The 17,418-nt window shown below is 60.0% G+C and carries 16 protein-coding genes; 8 read left to right on the top strand and 8 right to left on the bottom strand.

What is annotated here, in order from left to right:
* Window positions 1-25: 25 nt before the first annotated feature.
* Both FEZ21_RS06785 and trmA read left to right on the top strand, forming a co-directional pair.
* Complete coding sequence (locus tag FEZ21_RS06785) at window positions 26-1,321, top strand: NCS2 family permease (RefSeq protein ID WP_160626725.1); 1,296 nt, start codon at window positions 26-28, stop codon at window positions 1,319-1,321.
* A complete protein-coding gene (trmA, locus tag FEZ21_RS06780; RefSeq protein ID WP_003443997.1) occupies window positions 1,318-2,406 on the top strand; it encodes a tRNA (uridine(54)-C5)-methyltransferase TrmA in 1,089 nt (362 codons plus the stop codon). Before FEZ21_RS06785 ends, trmA begins: the two co-directional genes overlap by 4 nt.
* A 75-nt stretch (window positions 2,407-2,481) precedes the next feature.
* Here the strand turns inward: trmA and FEZ21_RS06775 are convergent, their stop codons facing one another.
* Complete coding sequence (locus tag FEZ21_RS06775) at window positions 2,482-3,159, bottom strand: TetR/AcrR family transcriptional regulator (protein WP_003443999.1); 678 nt, start codon at window positions 3,157-3,159, stop codon at window positions 2,482-2,484.
* Between the two features lie 71 nt (window positions 3,160-3,230).
* A complete protein-coding gene (quiC, locus tag FEZ21_RS06770; protein WP_003444001.1) occupies window positions 3,231-5,141 on the bottom strand; it encodes a 3-dehydroshikimate dehydratase QuiC in 1,911 nt (636 codons plus the stop codon).
* Between the two features lie 229 nt (window positions 5,142-5,370).
* On the opposite strand from quiC, the gene FEZ21_RS06765 reads away from it, so the two are divergent.
* Both FEZ21_RS06765 and FEZ21_RS06760 read left to right on the top strand, forming a co-directional pair.
* Complete coding sequence (locus tag FEZ21_RS06765; protein ID WP_003444003.1) at window positions 5,371-6,699, top strand: MFS transporter; 1,329 nt, start codon at window positions 5,371-5,373, stop codon at window positions 6,697-6,699.
* A gap of 45 nt (window positions 6,700-6,744) precedes the next feature.
* Window positions 6,745-7,629: a DMT family transporter gene (locus FEZ21_RS06760; RefSeq protein ID WP_029612181.1), complete on the top strand. Its 885-nt coding sequence runs from the start codon at window positions 6,745-6,747 to the stop codon at window positions 7,627-7,629.
* Between the two features lie 66 nt (window positions 7,630-7,695).
* Here the strand turns inward: FEZ21_RS06760 and pcaG are convergent, their stop codons facing one another.
* From pcaG to pcaQ, 3 genes are all read right to left on the bottom strand, one after another.
* Window positions 7,696-8,301, bottom strand: a complete 606-nt coding sequence (gene pcaG / locus FEZ21_RS06755; RefSeq protein WP_003444007.1) for a protocatechuate 3,4-dioxygenase subunit alpha — start codon at window positions 8,299-8,301, stop codon at window positions 7,696-7,698.
* 10 nt (window positions 8,302-8,311) lie between these two features.
* Window positions 8,312-9,031 (bottom strand): protocatechuate 3,4-dioxygenase subunit beta, encoded by a 720-nt coding sequence (gene pcaH / locus FEZ21_RS06750; RefSeq protein ID WP_003444009.1) that lies wholly within the window; start codon window positions 9,029-9,031, stop codon window positions 8,312-8,314.
* A 146-nt stretch (window positions 9,032-9,177) separates the two neighbouring features.
* Complete coding sequence (gene pcaQ, locus FEZ21_RS06745; RefSeq protein WP_003444011.1) at window positions 9,178-10,107, bottom strand: pca operon transcription factor PcaQ; 930 nt, start codon at window positions 10,105-10,107, stop codon at window positions 9,178-9,180.
* A 253-nt stretch (window positions 10,108-10,360) separates the two neighbouring features.
* Here pcaQ and FEZ21_RS06740 point away from each other — a divergent pair, with 253 nt between their 5' ends.
* Window positions 10,361-11,254: a neutral zinc metallopeptidase gene (locus tag FEZ21_RS06740; protein ID WP_160626723.1), complete on the top strand. Its 894-nt coding sequence runs from the start codon at window positions 10,361-10,363 to the stop codon at window positions 11,252-11,254.
* Entirely contained in the window at window positions 11,255-12,256 is a 1,002-nt protein-coding gene (locus FEZ21_RS06735) for an alpha/beta hydrolase (RefSeq protein ID WP_160626721.1), read from the top strand.
* A 486-nt stretch (window positions 12,257-12,742) separates the two neighbouring features.
* Here FEZ21_RS06735 and FEZ21_RS06730 read toward each other — a convergent pair whose 3' ends face one another.
* From FEZ21_RS06730 to FEZ21_RS06720, 3 genes are all read right to left on the bottom strand, one after another.
* A complete protein-coding gene (locus FEZ21_RS06730) occupies window positions 12,743-13,333 on the bottom strand; it encodes an HAD family hydrolase (RefSeq protein ID WP_003444020.1) in 591 nt (196 codons plus the stop codon).
* Window positions 13,330-14,199 (bottom strand): acyl-CoA thioesterase II, encoded by an 870-nt coding sequence (gene tesB / locus FEZ21_RS06725; RefSeq protein WP_003444021.1) that lies wholly within the window; start codon window positions 14,197-14,199, stop codon window positions 13,330-13,332. The genes FEZ21_RS06730 and tesB overlap by 4 nt, the downstream gene beginning before the upstream one ends.
* An 86-nt stretch (window positions 14,200-14,285) precedes the next feature.
* Window positions 14,286-14,855 (bottom strand): GNAT family N-acetyltransferase, encoded by a 570-nt coding sequence (locus FEZ21_RS06720; protein WP_160626719.1) that lies wholly within the window; start codon window positions 14,853-14,855, stop codon window positions 14,286-14,288.
* Window positions 14,856-14,944: 89 nt separating this feature from the next.
* Here FEZ21_RS06720 and FEZ21_RS06715 point away from each other — a divergent pair, with 89 nt between their 5' ends.
* Complete coding sequence (locus tag FEZ21_RS06715; RefSeq protein WP_003444025.1) at window positions 14,945-15,865, top strand: histone deacetylase; 921 nt, start codon at window positions 14,945-14,947, stop codon at window positions 15,863-15,865.
* A 301-nt stretch (window positions 15,866-16,166) separates the two neighbouring features.
* Complete coding sequence (locus FEZ21_RS06710; protein ID WP_003444027.1) at window positions 16,167-17,402, top strand: TIGR03862 family flavoprotein; 1,236 nt, start codon at window positions 16,167-16,169, stop codon at window positions 17,400-17,402.
* Window positions 17,403-17,418: the final 16 nt, after the last annotated feature.

Below are 17,418 nucleotides of genomic sequence, written 5' to 3'. Positions count from 1 at the left end.
CGCATTTGGCGCCACGGGGACTGGCATGCTGGAAAGGCTGTTTCAACTCAAAGCACACGACACCAATGTGCGTACCGAGATTCTTGCGGGTATCACCACCTTCCTGGCGATGGCCTACATTCTCTTCGTGAACCCGAGCATCCTCGGCGAAACGGGAATGGACAAAGGCGCGTTATTTGTCGCCACCTGTCTGGCAGCCGCCATCGGCTCGGCCACCATGGGCATCATCGCCAACTACCCGATTGCCCTGGCTCCGGGCATGGGCCTGAACGCCTTCTTCACCTATACCGTGGTCCTGCACATGGGCCACACCTGGCAAGTGGCGCTGGGGGCGGTATTCATTTCGGCGGTGCTGTTCTTCCTGTTGTCGATCTTCCGTATCCGCGAATGGATCATCAACAGCATCCCGCTGCCGCTGCGCTCGGCCATTGCCGCCGGCATCGGCCTGTTCCTGGCGCTGATTGCGCTGGGTAACGCCGGTATCGTCGTCGCCAACAAAGCCACCCTGGTGGGCATGGGCGACCTGAGCCAGCCCAAAGTGATTCTCGCCTCTCTGGGCTTTGCCCTGATCGTAGGCCTTGAAGCCCTGAAAATGCGCGGTGCGGTACTGATCGGCATTCTGGCCGTGACCATTGCTTCGATTGCACTGGGTGTCACCGAATTTGGTGGCGTGGTGTCGATGCCGCCATCCCTGGCCCCGACCTTCCTGCAACTGGACATTAGAGGCGCACTGGACATCGGTCTGATCAGCGTGATCTTCGCCTTCCTGTTCGTTGATCTGTTCGACAACTCCGGCACCCTGATCGGCGTTGCCAAGCGCGCCGGCCTGATGGGCAAAGACGGGCACATGCCGAAAATGGGCCGCGCCCTGATCGCCGACAGCACCGCGGCCATGGCCGGTTCGTTGCTGGGTACCTCGACCACCACCAGCTACATCGAATCGGCAGCAGGCGTGAGCGCCGGCGGCCGTACCGGTCTGACCGCCATCGTGGTCGGCATCATGTTCCTGCTGGCGCTGTTCTTCTCGCCACTGGCCGCCAGCGTTCCGGCATTCGCTACCGCCCCTGCGCTGATGTTCGTCGCCGTATTGATGATGAGCGGCCTGGCCGAAATCGATTGGGACGACATCACCGTTGCCGCTCCGGTGGTGATCACCGCGCTGGCGATGCCGTTCACCTACTCCATCGCCAACGGCATCGCCTTCGGCTTTATTTCCTGGACCGTGATCAAGCTGCTGTCGGGCCGCGCGCGCGAGCTCAATGCACCGCTGATCATTCTGTCGATTCTGTTTGTGATCAAGCTGGGTTGGTTTAACGCATGAGTGCTTTGCCGTTCGATTCTGCTACCTACGCCATTGAGCTCGAAGCCAAGGCCAATCGCCTGCGCGAGCTGCTGGCGCCCTTCGATGCACCTGAACCCCAGGTGTTCGACTCGCCCCTCAAGCACTTTCGCCTGAGGGCCGAATTCCGCCTGTGGCGCGAAGGGGGCGAACGTCACTACGCCATGTTTGCGCCGGATGACAAGCGCACGCCGATCCTGATCGAAGACTTCCCGATTGCCAGCCTGCGCATCAATCAACTGATGCCGCAGCTCAAGGCCGCCTGGAAAGCCAGCTCGGCCTTGAGCCACAAGCTGTTCCAGGTGGAGTTCCAGACCACTCTGTCTGGCGATGCGATGGTCACATTGTGCTATCACCGCCCGTTGGACGAGCACTGGCAAACCGCTGCCGAGCAGTTGGCCAAAGACCTGGATATCAGCGTGATTGGCCGCTCCAAAGGTAAACGCGCTGTGATCGGCCGTGATCACGTGGTCGAGCAGCTGGAAGTGGCAGGCCGTACCTTCACTTATCAACAGCCCGAAGGTGCGTTCACCCAGCCAAACGGCACGGTCAACCAGAAGATGCTCAACTGGGCATACGACGCGCTGGGCGAACGTCAGGATGATCTGCTGGAGCTGTATTGCGGCAACGGCAACTTCACCCTGCCGCTGGCCACCCGCGTGCGCAAGGTGCTGGCTACCGAAATCAGCAAGACCTCGGTCTATGCCGCGCTGAACAATCTGCGCGACAACGCTGTGGATAACGTGACACTGGTGCGTCTGTCCGCCGAAGAGCTGACCGAGGCCCTGAACGAAGTACGTCCGTTCCGCCGCTTGCAGGGCATCGACCTGAAAAGCTACGAGTTCGGCAGCGTCTTCGTCGACCCGCCACGTGCGGGCATGGACCCGGACACCTGCGAGCTGACCCGACGCTTCGACAACATCCTGTACATCTCCTGCAACCCGGCCACCCTGGCGGAAAACATCGCCCAGCTGCACGATACCCACCGTATCGAACGTTGCGCCGTGTTCGACCAGTTCCCCTGGACCCACCACATGGAATCGGGCGTATTGCTGGTTCGCCGGTAACCGCCTGCATCACTCATTGGTAGCCCCTGCCCCCCCGGCAGTGGCTACCAATAGTCTACCGGGCATGCCCGGCGATCACGCCTGCAGATAGCGCAAAATCGAGTCAGTAATCATTTCGCGTTGGCGCTGTTTTATCTGGCTGTCAGACAAATCGATCTGAAAAATCTCACCCAGCGTGTAGCGATTCGACACCCGATAAAAACAGAAAGAACTCACCAGCAAATGCACGTCGAGCGCATTGAGCCCCGCACGGAACACTTTCTGCTCAACCCCGCGCTGCAAGATATCCTCCAGCGCATGCACGATTGTGTCGTTCAAGGCCTTGATACCTGACGAGCGCTTGATGTACTCGCCCTTGTGAATATTTTCGACGCTGACCATGCGTACAAAGTCCGCGTTCAGGTCATGGTGATCGAAGGTAAATTCCACCAGTTTGCGAATCGCCGGCACCGGCGCCAGCTCTTCGAGATGCAACTGGCCCTCAATGTGCCGGATCTCACCGTAGAGCTTCTCCAGCACTTCGACGTAGAGCTGCTCCTTGCTGCTGAAGTAGTAATAGATCATGCGCTTGGAGGTGTTGGTACGCTCCGCGATCGCGTCCACCCGGGCCCCCGCCAACCCCTGCTCCACGAACTCGGCAAGGGCTTCGTGCAGAATATTCTCGCGGGTCTTCTCCGGGTTGTTTTTACGGCTTTTACGCGGCTCGACAGCCGGGGCCGTGGCACCGCTGTCGACTTCTGGAATCTGGGTCATTAAAGGCTCACGGCCATCAGGGAATGCCCGCGATTATGGGCTGCCCCGTTCGTCGAAGGAAGTCGCCCGGCCTATAACTTGGCCTGACGTGCCGCGCCACTGCGGGATTTGGCCATCGCTGCCAGGCGAACTGCAACGTTGGCTGCGCCATAACCGGCATAGCCGTTTTTACGCTGCAACAGCTCAAAGAAAAAGCGCCCGGCAAAAGGCTCGGTGTACACGTGGAACAACTCACCGCCCTGGGCGTCACGGTCGTACAGCACGTTGAAGTAGGCCAGTTCACTCAAGAACTCATCATCAAAATCAAAGCGCGCCGCCAGGTCGTCGTAGTAGTTGAGCGGGATATCCAGCAGCGGTACACCTGCGTCTTTCGCACGACTGACTTCGGCAAACAGGTCGTCACACTCGAATGCAATGTGATGTACGCCAGAACCGCGATAGCTCGACAAGGCATGTGAGATAGCGGTGTTTCTGTTCTCGGAAATATTCAGCGGCAAGCGAATGGAGCTGCAGCGGCTGCGCAAGGCCCGGCTTTTTACCAGGCCATAGGGGTCAGGCAGTACCACTTCGTCATCGGCTTCGAAGTCCAGCAGGCTTTTATAGAACAGCACCCAGCTGTCGAGGCTGTCTGCAGGCAACGCCATTGCCATGTGGTCAATGCGTTTAAGTCCGCCCGACGCGGCCCGGGCAGGCGTGAGGTTGAAGTCCGACTGGTACAAGGGGTTGCCGGCGGCGTCCTGGTCCACCAGATAAATCAGGCTTCCATCCGGCGCCCGTACGGCCGCCAGCTCCAGCTCATTGGGGCCGACCAGGCCGCGATAGGGCTGACCTTTGTAGGCCACGGCCCGGGCCAGCGCGCTGGTGCTGTCCTGTACCCGTATCGCCGTGGCGCACAACGACGGCCCGTGGGCCTCGAAGAAGTTGTGGGCAAAGGAGTAAGGCTCAGCGTTGAGAATCAGATTGATATCGCCCTGGCGCAACAAGCTCACATTTTTCGAACGGTGCTGACCGGCCCTGGAGAACCCCAGACGCTCAAGCCATTGCGTCAACTGGGCGCCCTGACTGTCATCCACGGCAAATTCGAGAAACTCGATGCCGTCGTAGTCGCTCGCCTTTGGCGGCGCGAATAACGGCTCCAGCAGAGTTGCCGGTTCGGCCTGGCGAGCCAGACGCTCACGGGTTTTTTCTTCGAGATACAGCAGCGAGCGAAAGCCGTCGGCGGCATTGGCCCGGGTAGGCGCGGCACGAAAACCGTCGTTGAAGATTTCCAGCGACAAGGGACCTGTGTAGCCACTCTCAATGATCGGCGCCAAAAAGCCTGGCAGGTCGAATTCGCCCTGCCCCGGGAAGCAGCGGAAATGCCGGCTCCACTCCAGCACGTCCATCGCCAGCACCGGCGCATCGGCCATCTGCACGAAGAAGATCTTGTCTCCCGGGATCTGCGCGATGGCACTCGGATCGCCCTTGAGCGACAGGGTGTGGAAGCTGTCGAGCAGCACCCCCAGGTTCGGATGATCAATCTGCCGTACCAGGTCCCAGACCTGTTGCCAGGTATTGACGTGACGGCCCCAGGCCAGGGCCTCGTAGCCGATGCGTAAATTGCGCGCGCCGGCACGTTCGGCGAGCAGGCTCAGGTCATCCAGCAGAATCTGCCGCTCACCCAGGGCGTCAGCAGCGGCATTGCTGCAGACCAGCACCAGGTCCGTGCCCAGTTCCTGCATCAAATCGAATTTGCGTTCGGCGCGGTCAAGGTTGCGGGCCAGACGATCGCGGCGGCAGCCTTCAAAATCACGAAAGGGTTGAAACAGGCTGATGGCCAGGCCCAGGTCGGCACATATTTGGCGCACCTCGCGCGGACTGCCGTCATAATAAAGCAGGTCGTTTTCAAAGATCTCGACCCCGTCAAAACCTGCCGCCGCAATGGCGTCCAGTTTCTCCGGCAAAGTGCCGCTCAAAGAAACGGTGGCAATCGAACGCTTCATTTTTTACTCCCTGAATTGGCACAGCCTGCAAACGACAGCATTTCTTAATAGCCTGATTATTAAGGGCGCCCTATTATTGAGCAATCACTGTGTACTAAACGGTTAGTTTTGCGGGCGATTATCGAACACTATGGCCTATCTCGAATTGACGACTTTTTGTCCAGTCGCCACCATCAATCTGCTGCTCCAGCTTCACCACATAACAATTCCAAGAAACGGATAAACAACCATGGTCCCTTCTCAGACTGCACGTACCAAGCCTGCCCAAGGTCCACACGCGGGTATCGGCGACAAGATCCGCGGCACCATGGCGATCGGCAAGACCCGCTGGGGCATGCTCGCGCTGGTGTTTTTCGCCACCACCCTGAACTTCATCGACCGCGCCGCCCTGGGTGTGATGCAACCGATTCTGGCCAAAGAAATGAGCTGGACGGCGATGGACTACGCCAACATCAACTTCTGGTTTCAGGTGGGCTACGCCATCGGCTTCGTCCTGCAAGGCCGGCTGATTGACCGGGTGGGCGTAAAGCGGGTGTTCTTCTGCGCAGTGCTGCTCTGGAGCCTGGCCACTGGCGCCCATGGCCTGGCCACCTCGGCTGCCGGCTTCATGATCTGCCGCTTTATTCTCGGCTTGACCGAAGCGGCCAACTATCCGGCCTGCGTCAAGACCACGCGCCTGTGGTTTCCGGCCAGCGAGCGGGCGGTGGCCAGCGGCATTTTCAATGCCGGGACCAACGTCGGCGCCATGTTCACCCCGATGATGCTGCCACTGGTATTGCATGTATGGGGCTGGCAAGCCGCCTTTTTGTGCATGGCCGCACTGGGTGGCATCTGGCTGATCTTCTGGGGGTTGAAGTACTACAACCCTGAAGATCATCCGACTGTGTCCAAAGAGGAACTGAACTACATCCAGCAAGAAAAAGAGCCTGAACAGACCACCGTTTCTTTTGCCACCATCCTCAAGATGCGTGGCACCTGGGCATTCGCCCTGTCCTACGCCATGACGGCCCCGGTGTTCTGGTTCTATCTGTACTGGCTGCCGCCCTTCCTGAACCAGCAATACAATCTGGGGATCAGCGTCACGCAGATGGGTATCCCGCTGATCATCATTTACATCACTGCTGACTTCGGCAGCGTCGGTGGCGGGATTCTGTCTTCGGTGCTGATCAAGCGCGGCATGGCGGCGGTCAAGGCGCGCCTGGTGTCGATGCTGTTATGTGCGATCGCCATCATTGGCGTGGTGATGGCCGCAGGCTCCAGCCAGCTGTGGGTGGCTGTCGGCGCGATTGCCCTGGCACTCGGCGCACACCAGGCCTGGACGGCCAACGTGTGGAGCATGGTGATGGACTACACGCCGAAACACATGATGGGCACAGTGTTCGGCTTTGGCGGGATGTGTGCCGCCATCGGCGGCATGTTCATGACCCAGTTCGTCGGCTATGTACTGACCGTCACCAACAACAATTACACATTGTTGTTCACTATGATTCCGGCGATGTACTTCATTGCGTTAGTGTGGATGTACTTCATGGCTCCGCGAAAAATCCCACAAGTATAAAGAGCGGGCCAGACCTCCACACCCAGCACCACCTTGAGGTATTCGATGACAATGCCCACCCCCCTTTCAGGGGTTAACCAGCCTTTGAAAGGCATCTTGCTGATCGTGGCGGCCACGGCCCTGTTCTCCAGTCACGATGCACTGTCCAAATACCTCAGTGGCTTTTACCCGGTAGTGATGGTGGTGTGGGCCCGTTATCTGGTGCACACCCTGCTGATGGCGGGGATTTTCCTGCCGCAGTCGGGGCTGCGGGTCTTACGCAGCAAGCGCCCTTTGCTTCAGGTTCTAAGGGCGATATGCCTGCTGGGGTCAGGGCTGTTTTTCACCTACGGCCTGCTGTATATCCCACTGGCCGAAAACACCGCGGTCAACTTTCTGGCGCCGCTGCTGGTGGCAGCATTGTCCGGGCCCCTGCTGGGGGAGAAAGTTTCACTCGGCCAATGGCTGGCCGTGGTTTGCGGATTTATCGGGGTGGTGATCATTATTCATCCGGGCGGTGAGCTGTTCACCCCCGCGGTGTTATTACCGATGGCGGCAGCGCTGTGCTTCAGCTGCTATCAGATTCTCACCCGCAAACTCAGCCTGTACGACAGCCCCACCACCAGTAATTTCTTTGCCGGGCTATTCAATGTACTGGTGATGAGTGCGCTGGTGCCGTTCTTCTGGCATACCCCGACTCTGGCCCACGGCCTGCAAATGCTTGCCCTGGGCGCGTTCGGCATGACCGCGCACTTGCTGTTGACCCAGTCTTTTCGAGTCGCCGCCCCGGCACTGCTGGCGCCATTCAGCTATTGCCAGATCGTGTTTTCCGGAATATTGGGCTGGCTGCTTTTTGATCACACGCCAGACTTCACCACCCGTATCGGCATCGCCATTATCTGCATCAGCGGTCTGGCAGCTGCCTTGCAGCAACGTCGCACACGGGCCTGAACACTCTTGTGCAGGAGCGGGCTTTAAAGAGCTCGCTCCTGCAGGGAGTGTGTTGTTTACCGGGCCTTAGAAGTCGAAAAACACCGTTTCGTTTGGCCCCTGCAAGTAGATGTCAAACCGGTAGGCTGGTTTGCCGTCCACTTCGCAGCGCCGGGCGATCAGGGTTTCGCGACGTTGCGGTTGCTCAATCAGGTTGAGCACCGGGCATTTGCCATTGGCTTCAGGCTCGTCGCTGAAGTACAGGCGGGTTTGCAGGTGGATGTTGATGCCCCGGGCAAACAACGACACGTTGATGTGCGGCGCCATGGGCACGCCGGCTGCGTTGTTCACCACCCCCGGCTTGATGGTGTTGAGCGTCCACTCACCGGCATCAAAGGTGGTGGCGGTACGACCGAAACTGTTGAAGGCCTTTTCCGAGTCAAAGTCTTCGTCGTACACCCCTTCATGGTTGGCTTGCCACAGCTCCAGAAAAGAGTCGCGCACCAGATGGCCATTACCATCGTGCACGTTGCCCAGCAGCAAGATGTGCTCGCCCGGGGCGCCGGGCTTGGCCATTTCGCTCCAGATTTCCACGGGCCGTGCCGGGTTGCCGGCCGCAGCCAGTGCCAGACCGATATGCACATAAGGGCCAGCCGTTTGCGATGGGGTTTCCTGCAGCAGTTCGATAGGCATGACGGGCTCCTCAGCAGTTTTCGAAGTGAGTCTTGCGCTGACCGCGCAGCACGATATCAAAGCGATACGCCAGGCAATCCATTGGATTGGCCGCGCCCATGTCCAGCCGCGCAATCAGGCTTTGCACGGCGTCAGGATTGGCAATCGACTTGACGATCGGGCACATCGGGATCAACGGATCACCCTCGAAATACAGCTGGGTAATCAGGCGCGTCGCTATGGAAGGGCCACTGATGGAAACGTGGATATGCGCCGGACGCCAGTCATTGGGGCCGTTACGCCAAGGATAGGGCCCCGGTTTTACGGTGCGGAAGCTGTAGTAGCCCTGACTGTCGGTGAGGGTACGACCCACGCCACCAAAATTGGGGTCAAGGGGTGCCAGGTAACGGTCATTCTTGTGGCGATAACGGCCACCGGCGTTGGCTTGCCAGAGCTCGACCAGAGTGTGGGGAATCGGCTTGCCATACTGGTCGCATACCCGACCCGCCAGCAGAATCCGCTCGCCCACCGGCAAACCGCCGTTGTTGAAGTTCAACAGCAGGTCATTGTCGAACTTGCCCAGTTGCAGGTGGGAAAAGTCAGGGCCACTGGTTTCACTGACCGATTGCGGGATGCTCACCAGCGCCTGCCGCGGCGAACGGGCAATGGAGGTTTTGTAATCGGGGGTCAGGGCTTTGGGGTGCCAGTTGCGGTCACGGATGACAAAACGCCGGCTGTCTGCATCAGACATGTCGATCTCCTGTTGTTTTTATAAAGGCCAGGCCCCTCCCTCGCTCCGACAAAAGCCAGGGCGGGGGGCAGGCAGATAGTGGTCATTTTCAAACAACAGGCAGGCAAGGACTACTGAAAAGCCAGACTCAACCCATAACCATACGGTTATGGATAAATACCCTCGCAGTAGGCCTGCCCCAGCTCCCGCAGCACCTCGACACAGCCCTGTGCCGCCACCGACATTGGTACATGGGCGTTGCTGCAAATACCGATCGAGCCCCCGGGTTCGCGCTGGCCGAGGTCGACTTCTTGCAGTTCACCACTCGCCAGATCCAGGCGCACAGCGTCCAGCGGCGCTATCCAGACCGCATCGTTGTGCAGCACATAACGCCGGCTCAGGGTAATCGACAGGGTTTCCAGACGCTGACGGGACTGGCTGATACCGCACTGTACGAACAGGCTGTCGGCAAAGGCGCGGATGGTGGTATTGGCCAGCGGCAGTACCAGCGGATAGTGTTCCAGCCGACTGCGATCCAGCGGCAATTGCGTCAGCGGATGACCGGCGCGCACCACCAGGGTCATGGATTCGCTGTAAAGGTGTTCAAAATTCATCCCCTGAATTTCCGGACTATCTGTCATCCGCCCCACCACCAGATCGACATCTCCCACCCGCAATTGCGATAACAGGTAGGCACTCGGCCCCGTCACCACACTCACCACCAGCGACGAGTGCCGCGCATGCAGGCGGCTCACCAGTTCGGGTATCAGCAGGCTTTCAACGGTCGACAACACGCCAAGGCGTACCGTCCCGCCCGCATATTCGCCCCCGCGCAAGGCATTCACCCCTTCGCGCAGGGCCTGCACCGAGGGCGTCGCATAGCGCAGGAAGGCCACACCGGCTTCGGTCAGGCTGACCCCGGTTTTGCTGCGCACAAACAGGCTGACCGTCAGTAGCTGTTCCAGCTCCTTAAGGGTTTTTGACATGGCCGGCTGACTCACCGCCAGCACATCCGCCGCCCGCGCCAGACTGCCCTGACGTGCCATCTCCAGAAAGCACACCAGGTGCCGGTATTTGATGCGGGTATCAATGTTCACAGGGCTGACAACTCCGGGGCGAGGACAGGCGGTATTCAACCACTTCAGCGCGGGGCCCGGAACTCTATTCAGGCACTGGCGGTCTTTTTGCCGGGCCGGGCTAATCTGTCACCCGTGCCGACACCTGCTTTTACCTTGCCTGGCGCGGTAACTGCCATACTCCTTGCGCTCTTGAAAGGCGTCTGACAACCGGTCTGGCGAAGCCCCGGCTCAGCAACAACACTATCAACAGGATTTATCAGAGGATTGCCCCATGCTTTGGAAAAAAGGCCGACGCAGCGACAACGTGGAAGACGTGCGCGATCAAAGCACCGGGGGCGGCGGCGGGATGCGCATTGGCGGCGGCAAAGGCCTGAGCCTGATGGCGGTGGTGGTGATTGTCGGGTTCGGCTTGTTGACCGGCCAGGACCCGATGCAAATCCTCGGGCAACTCAGTGGCCAGCTCAGCGAGCAATCCTCGCCCCAGGTCACCCAGCAAGCCGGACATGCGCCGCCGGCCAATGATCAACAGGCCGACTTCGTGCGCGCGGTGCTGGGCGATACCGAGGACACCTGGCGTCAGATTTTTCAACAGGCCGGCCGTACCTATAAAGACCCGACCCTCGTGCTGTTTCGCGGCCAGGTGAATTCAGCCTGCGGTTTTGCTTCGGCAGCCACCGGGCCGTTTTACTGCCCGGCGGACCAAAAGGTTTACCTGGACATGAGTTTCTTCCAGGAAATGTCCCAGCGCTTCAAGGCCGGTGGCGACTTCGCCCAGGCCTATGTGATCGCCCACGAGGTAGGCCATCACGTGCAGACCCTGCTGGGTATCTCGTCAAAAATGCAAATGGCCCGTCAACAAGGCCAGCGCATGGAGGGTGCAGGTGGATTGCTGGTGCGCCAGGAACTGCAAGCCGACTGCCTGGCGGGGGTTTGGGCCAACCATGCGCAAAAGCGCCTGAACTGGCTGGAGCCGGGGGATGTCGAGCAAGCCCTGAACGCCGCCAATGCCATCGGCGACGATCGCCTGCAGCAACAAAGCCAGGGCCGTGTAGTGCCGGACTCCTTTACCCACGGCACGTCGGCGCAACGGGTGAAGTGGTTCAAGACCGGTTTCGCCCAAGGTGATATCAACCAGTGCGACACCTTTTCGGCAGCAAGGCTGTAAATGGGCTCGCGCCTGATGGTTTCGATGCTCGGGCTGCTGCTGGTCTGCACGGCGGCACGGGCTGCAGAACAGGGGGTCAGGGAACTGAGCCCCGAGCATCTGCAAATCGGCACCGCACAACTGGCGCTGGGCTTGAGCCAGGACTGGCAACAGCCGCTCCCCCAGGTGCAGCGGGCCCTGATTGTGATCCATGGCCGTTTGCGCAATGCCCAGACCTACCTGCACAGCGTTGAACAGGCGGCGACCCGGGCCGGACAGTTATCCACAACCCTGATCATCGCCCCGCAGTTTTTGAATGAAAGCGACACTGCCCGCCATAGCCTGCCCGCCGATATATTGCGCTGGCACGCCAATGACTGGATGGCCGGCGCACCCGCCACAAGTCCTGCGCCCCTCAGTTCTTATGCGGCGCTGGATCAGATCCTGGAGCGTCTTGCTGATGGTGAACGCTATCCGGCCCTGCGCGAGATAGTGGTCGCCGGACACTCGGGAGGCGCGCAAGTGGTGCAGCGCTACGCACTGACAACCCGGGCTGGCAAAGCGTTGCAAGAGCACGGGATCAAGCTGCGCTATGTGATTGCCAACCCTTCGTCCTACGCCTATTTCAATGCGCAGCGACCGATCCCCACCTTCGATCCGGCCAGTTGCCCGGGTTTCAATAGCTGGAAATACGGGCTCCAGCACCTGCCAGCCTACGCCCGAGGAGAAAGCCCGGCGCAACTGGAACAGGCCTATGTCGGACGTGACATTACCTACTTGCTCGGAGCCAAAGACATCGACCCGAACCACCCGGCCCTCGACAAGGGTTGCGAGGCCGAGGCCCAGGGCGCGTTCAGGCTAGTGCGGGGCAAGAATTACTTCGAGTATCTGACCCAGCGCCATCCACAGGGGCTCAATCAGCGACTGATAGAAGTACCCGGGGTCGGGCACAACGGCGACCGGATGTTCACCTCCCCCGAGGGGCAAAAGGTGTTGTTCGGCGAGCAATCTTCCTCCCCATAAACCTGTAACCGCGAAGAGCTCGCGAGACAAGGGTTGCGCAGTGCAAACATGCGGCAGATCCCAGCCCTCACCGTCCAGACCGGAAAGCACCCCCATGCAGATGGCTGCAATTGCACCTGTAGGAGCGAGCTTGTCTCGCGAGCTTTTCAACCAAACCACGAAGAGCTCGCGAGACAAGCTCGCTCCTACAGGGGTTGTGCAGTGCAAACATGCGGCAGATCCCAGCCCTCACCCTCCAGACCGGAAGGCACCCCATGCAGGTGGCTGCAATTGCACCTGTAGGAGCGAGCTTGTCTCGCGAGCTTTTCAACGCGGCCGCGAAGAGCTCGCGAGACAAGGGTTGTGCAGCGCAAACATGCGGCAGATCCCAGCCCTCACCCTCCAGACCGGAAGGCACCCCATGCAGGAGGCTGCAATTGCATCTGTAGGAGCGAGCTTGTCTCGCGAGCTTTTCAACGCGACCGCGAAGAGCTCGCTTCTACAGGGTCAGGCGATAAGCTTACGCAGTTCGAAACAGTCCCGCGCATGCCAGTCGGTCAGTTCCGGCCACGGATTTTCGGGCACGTTGACCAGTACCGTTTTACTGCCCGCCGCACGACCACAATCCAGGTCAAAACGATAATCCCCCACCATCACCATCTGTGACGGATCCACCTCCCATGCCCGGGCCAGTTGCAACAGGCCGTCGGGGTCGGGTTTGTGCGCAGCATTGTCGCGACCCAGAACATCCTCTGGCGCAAAAAGCGGGGCCAGACCAATGGCCTCCAGGGTGATATGCGCCAGCTCCCGGGCATTGCGGGTCAGCACTCCCAGGCGACAACCGCGGGCCGCCAGCTCGCGCACCAACTCTACCGCCCCGGGTGCCGGGGTTGAGGCCAGTGCCAGTTCACGCTCGTGCTCCAGCAACCAGGCGTGCTTGGCTTGCGCCTCGTGGGCAGGCAAGCCGTTGAGGTGGGTCAAAATATCCACTTGCACAGGGATGTCCAGCGCCCGACGAATCGCGTCAAAGTCATGCACCGCGACGGTCAAAGTACCGTCCATATCAAAAACCCAGTGTTTTACTTCCTTGAGTGTCATGCCCAGTCCTTACGATGACGAATCAAACCTTCTTGTGTGACAGACGCAACCAGCTGGCCGGCTCGGTTAAAGACGCTACCCCGGGAAAACCCGCGTGAATTTCCCGCCCACGGGCTGTCCATGGCGTACAGCAACCAGTCGTCGGCACGCAGGTCCTGGTGAAACCAGAGCGCGTGATCAAGGCTGGCTACCTGCATGTCCTTTTGCCACACGCCTTTGCCATGGGGCAGCAGCGAGGTGGTCAGCAAACCGAAGTCCGAGGCATAGGCCAGCAGGTATTTGTGCAGCGCCGGCGAGTCAGCCAGTGCGCCATCGGCACGAAACCAGACGTACTTGATCGGGTCGGTGATCTTGGGGTTGAACGGGTCTTCGCCCACCACCGGACGAAATTCGATGGGTTTGGCGCACAGCAACTTTTCACGCATCGATTCGGGGATCAGATGCGCACGCTGACGAATCATTTCGAGTTCCGAAGGCAGGTTTTCCGGGCCCACCACATCGGGCATCGGAGTCTGGTGCTCAAAGCCGCCTTCGTCGTACTGGAATGAAGCGCTACAGGTGAAAATCGGCTGACCCTTCTGGATCGCGGTCACCCGGCGCGTGCTGAAACTGCCGCCATCGCGCACCCGGTCCACCTGATAGACCACCGGCAACCCGGCATCCCCCGGGCGCAAAAAGTAGCCGTGCATCGAGTGCACGTGCCGCGCATCTTCGACTGTCTGGCTCATGGCCGACAACGATTGTCCGAGCACTTGACCGCCGAACAACTGGCGAAAGCCCAAGTCCTGACTGCTACCGCGAAAGAGGTTCTCTTCGATCGGTTCCAGGGTCAGTAAATTGACCAGATCTTCCAACACTTGGCTCATTCGGATTCTCCTCACACAGAGCAATACCGGGGTAGCCTTGGCTACGCCGGACAACAAAATTCTGGCTTTCGCCGCTCTCGGCCTGCCTAGCCGTGCAGGGTTTCCAGCCACTGTGCCCGCGTAATGCGATACAGCACATGTGACCTTAGCGGATGCCCTTCAGGCAGCCGGGGATGTTCAAAGTCACCATCCGCATCGTGCTGCATGCCGATCGCCTGCATGACCTTTTGCGACGGCAGGTTCAACTGGCTGGTAAATGACACCACCTGATCCAGTGCCAATCGGTCAAAGGCGCAGCGCAGCGCCGCCCAGGCCGCCTCGCTGGCATAGCCCAGGCCCCAGTGTTCCGGGGCCAGGCGCCAGCCAATTTCCACGGCCGGCGTGAAAGGTGCGGCAAAATTGACATTGGACAACCCGGTGAAACCGATGAAGGCCCCGGTATCCTTGCGCTCCAGCGCCCACAATCCGTAGCCGTATTCGGCAAAGTGACCACGAATCCGGCCTATCAGCGCGGCACTTTCCAGACGGCTCAAGGGCGCAGGAAAATAGCGCATCACCTGAGGGTCGGCAGACATCGCAGCGAACTCGGGCAAATCTGTGTCACGCCACGGGCGTAACCGCAAACGGGCACTTTCGAGCTCTTTAATCTGCTCCATCTGTTATCTCCGATTTGTTACCGGGCTTTTCGAATACCTCGCAGTGTACAGCGCTGTTAATATCAAACGCTCGTTCGGTGCGAAATCCCATGCCTTTACCTCTGATTTACCACGATGACTACAGCCCTGAGTTCCCGGCGGAGCATCGCTTCCCGATGGACAAGTTCCGCCTGCTGCGCGATCACCTGGTCCAGTCCGGGCTGACCCGCGACGCCGATTTGCTGCGCCCCGAACTGTGCCCTGTGGATATCCTCGCCCTCGCCCATGACCGCGCCTACATCGAGCGTTACATGGCCGGTGAGCTGGCCCGCGAGGACCAGCGACGCCTGGGCCTGCCCTGGAGTGAAGCGCTGGCACGCCGCACCATCCGCGCGGTCGGCGGCTCGTTGCTGGCGGCCGAACAGGCCCTTGAGCACGGGCTGGCCTGTCATCTGGCAGGTGGCACTCATCACGCCCACTACGACCACCCCGCGGGCTTCTGTATCTTCAATGATCTGGCAGTCATCAGCCGCTATCTACTGGAAAGCGGCCGGGTAAACCGGGTATTGATCTTCGATTGCGATGTACACCAGGGCGATGGCACGGCGCGAATTCTTGAACATACGCCGGATGCAATTACCGTTTCCCTGCACTGCGAAAAGAATTTTCCGGCACGCAAGGCACAAAGCGACTGGGACATTGGCCTGCCCATGGGCATGGGGGATGCCGAATATCTGCAAGTGGTGGATGACGCGCTCAATTACCTGCTGGCGCTGTATCAGCCCGATCTGGTGCTGTACGACGCCGGTGTCGATGTGCACAAGGACGATGCCCTGGGCTATTTGAAGCTGACCGATGCCGGCGTCGCCGCCCGCGATGAGAGCGTGATGCGCCACTGCCTGGGACGGGATATTCCAGTCGTCGGTGTTATAGGCGGCGGTTACAGCAAAGATCGCAAAGCCCTGGCCCGACGCCACGGGATCCTGCACCACAGTGCACAAAAGGTCTGGCTGTCTTCCGGCTGCTACTAATTACCCACAATGCCTGTGGAACTGCCTGTGGATAACCTGAGTGAAAGCTCTTGCAGGCCACGTAGTCTATGGGCTGCAGAGAGCTGTATGTTTTTCATACAGACAACATCCATCTTCTGTGGGCGCCGGCTTGCCAGCCATGCAGGCGACGCAATTGGCTCTATCCTGGCATCGATGCCATCGCTGGCAAGCCAGCGCCCAAAAGGCCAACCCACCCCCTGCAGGGGCAGCGGTCTTGCAGGGCATATGGACATTAGTCAGGTAGAATGCGCGACTTATTTCGCCGATTTGCAGCCCCGCCATGACAGAGCCCACCACCTCCCCTTCCCGCCACGTCGCCATTATCGGCGGTGGGCCCGCAGGCCTGATGGCCGCTGAAGTGCTGAGCCAGGCCGGGGTGCGGGTCGATCTGTATGACGCCATGCCCTCGGTCGGACGCAAATTCCTGCTGGCCGGTGTCGGCGGCATGAACATCACCCATTCCGAGGCCTACCCGGCATTCCTGTCACGTTACGCCGAGCGCGCCCCGCAAATGGCTCCGCTGCTGCGGGCCTTCGATGCTACGGCCTTGTGCCAGTGGATTCACGACCTGGGCATCGAAACCTTTGTCGGCAGTTCAGGCCGGGTATTTCCCACCGATATGAAAGCCGCGCCATTGCTGCGCGCCTGGCTCAAGCGTCTGCGCGAGTCCGGGGTAGTTATCCACACCCGCCATCGCTGGCTGGGCTGGCATGCCGATGGCCAGTTAAGGATCGACAGCCCGACAGGAGAGCAGCAACTCAAGCCTGATGCTGTGTTACTGGCGCTGGGCGGCGGCAGTTGGGCTCGCCTGGGCTCGGACGGGGCGTGGATGCCGCTTCTGGCCGGGCGCGGGGTGGAACTGGCGCCGCTGCAGCCGAGCAACTGCGGGTTTGATGTGGCGGGCTGGAGTGAAGTGCTGCGCAGCAAGTTTGCCGGAGCCCCCCTGAAGAACATCGCGATTGCCCTGCAAAACAGCACCCCGCGTCTGGGTGAGTGCGTGATTACCGCCAGCGGCATTGAAGGCAGCCTGATTTACGCCTGGTCGGCGCCGATTCGTGAGGCGATCAATCAACAGGGGGTGGCCACCATCCTGATCGATCTGCTGCCGGGCAAGCCTGTGGATAAAATTGCCGCAGCACTGGCCAAACCTCGCGGCTCGCGCTCCATGAGCAAGCATCTGCACAGTCAACTGGGGATAGACGGGGTGAAAGCCGCGCTGCTGCGCGAATTGGCGCCGGCCGAGTGCTTTGCCGACCCGCAGAGGCTGGCTCAGGCAATCAAGGGGTTGGCGCTGAACCTGATAAAAACCCGTCCATTGGACGAAGCCATCAGCAGCGCGGGAGGCGTGCGGTTTGAAGCGATGGATGAAAACCTGATGCTTAAAGCCATCCCGGGGGTGTTCTGCGCGGGGGAAATGCTCGATTGGGAAGCCCCCACCGGCGGCTATTTGCTAACAGGCTGTTTTGCCAGTGGCAGGGCCGCAGGGTTGGGGCTTTTGAGCTGGCTCAAAGCCTGACGCTTGCGAGAGCGAG

Source organism: Pseudomonas sp. 9.1(2019), from assembly GCF_009910445.1.
In the GTDB taxonomy this organism is placed as follows: domain Bacteria; phylum Pseudomonadota; class Gammaproteobacteria; order Pseudomonadales; family Pseudomonadaceae; genus Aquipseudomonas; species Aquipseudomonas paraversuta.
The sequence above is the reverse complement of the archived record's forward strand: the minus strand, read 5'-3'. Positions and strand labels throughout refer to the sequence as shown.

Bases quoted from the DNA above. Each gene is read 5' to 3' on its own strand.
- FEZ21_RS06715 (WP_003444025.1), top strand. From the start codon at position 14,945: ATGCCTTTACCTCTGATTTACCACGATGACTACAGCCCTGAGTTCCCG.
- FEZ21_RS06760 (WP_029612181.1), top strand. From the start codon at position 6,745: ATGACAATGCCCACCCCCCTTTCAGGGGTTAACCAGCCTTTGAAAGGC.
- FEZ21_RS06735 (WP_160626721.1), top strand. From the start codon at position 11,255: ATGGGCTCGCGCCTGATGGTTTCGATGCTCGGGCTGCTGCTGGTCTGC.
- FEZ21_RS06730 (WP_003444020.1), bottom strand. From the start codon at position 13,333: ATGACACTCAAGGAAGTAAAACACTGGGTTTTTGATATGGACGGTACT.
- FEZ21_RS06775 (WP_003443999.1), bottom strand. From the start codon at position 3,159: ATGACCCAGATTCCAGAAGTCGACAGCGGTGCCACGGCCCCGGCTGTC.
- pcaG (WP_003444007.1), bottom strand. From the start codon at position 8,301: ATGCCTATCGAACTGCTGCAGGAAACCCCATCGCAAACGGCTGGCCCT.
- FEZ21_RS06720 (WP_160626719.1), bottom strand. From the start codon at position 14,855: ATGGAGCAGATTAAAGAGCTCGAAAGTGCCCGTTTGCGGTTACGCCCG.
- pcaH (WP_003444009.1), bottom strand. From the start codon at position 9,031: ATGTCTGATGCAGACAGCCGGCGTTTTGTCATCCGTGACCGCAACTGG.
- FEZ21_RS06765 (WP_003444003.1), top strand. From the start codon at position 5,371: ATGGTCCCTTCTCAGACTGCACGTACCAAGCCTGCCCAAGGTCCACAC.
- tesB (WP_003444021.1), bottom strand. From the start codon at position 14,199: ATGAGCCAAGTGTTGGAAGATCTGGTCAATTTACTGACCCTGGAACCG.
- FEZ21_RS06710 (WP_003444027.1), top strand. From the start codon at position 16,167: ATGACAGAGCCCACCACCTCCCCTTCCCGCCACGTCGCCATTATCGGC.
- FEZ21_RS06785 (WP_160626725.1), top strand. From the start codon at position 26: ATGCTGGAAAGGCTGTTTCAACTCAAAGCACACGACACCAATGTGCGT.
- FEZ21_RS06740 (WP_160626723.1), top strand. From the start codon at position 10,361: ATGCTTTGGAAAAAAGGCCGACGCAGCGACAACGTGGAAGACGTGCGC.
- trmA (WP_003443997.1), top strand. From the start codon at position 1,318: ATGAGTGCTTTGCCGTTCGATTCTGCTACCTACGCCATTGAGCTCGAA.
- quiC (WP_003444001.1), bottom strand. From the start codon at position 5,141: ATGAAGCGTTCGATTGCCACCGTTTCTTTGAGCGGCACTTTGCCGGAG.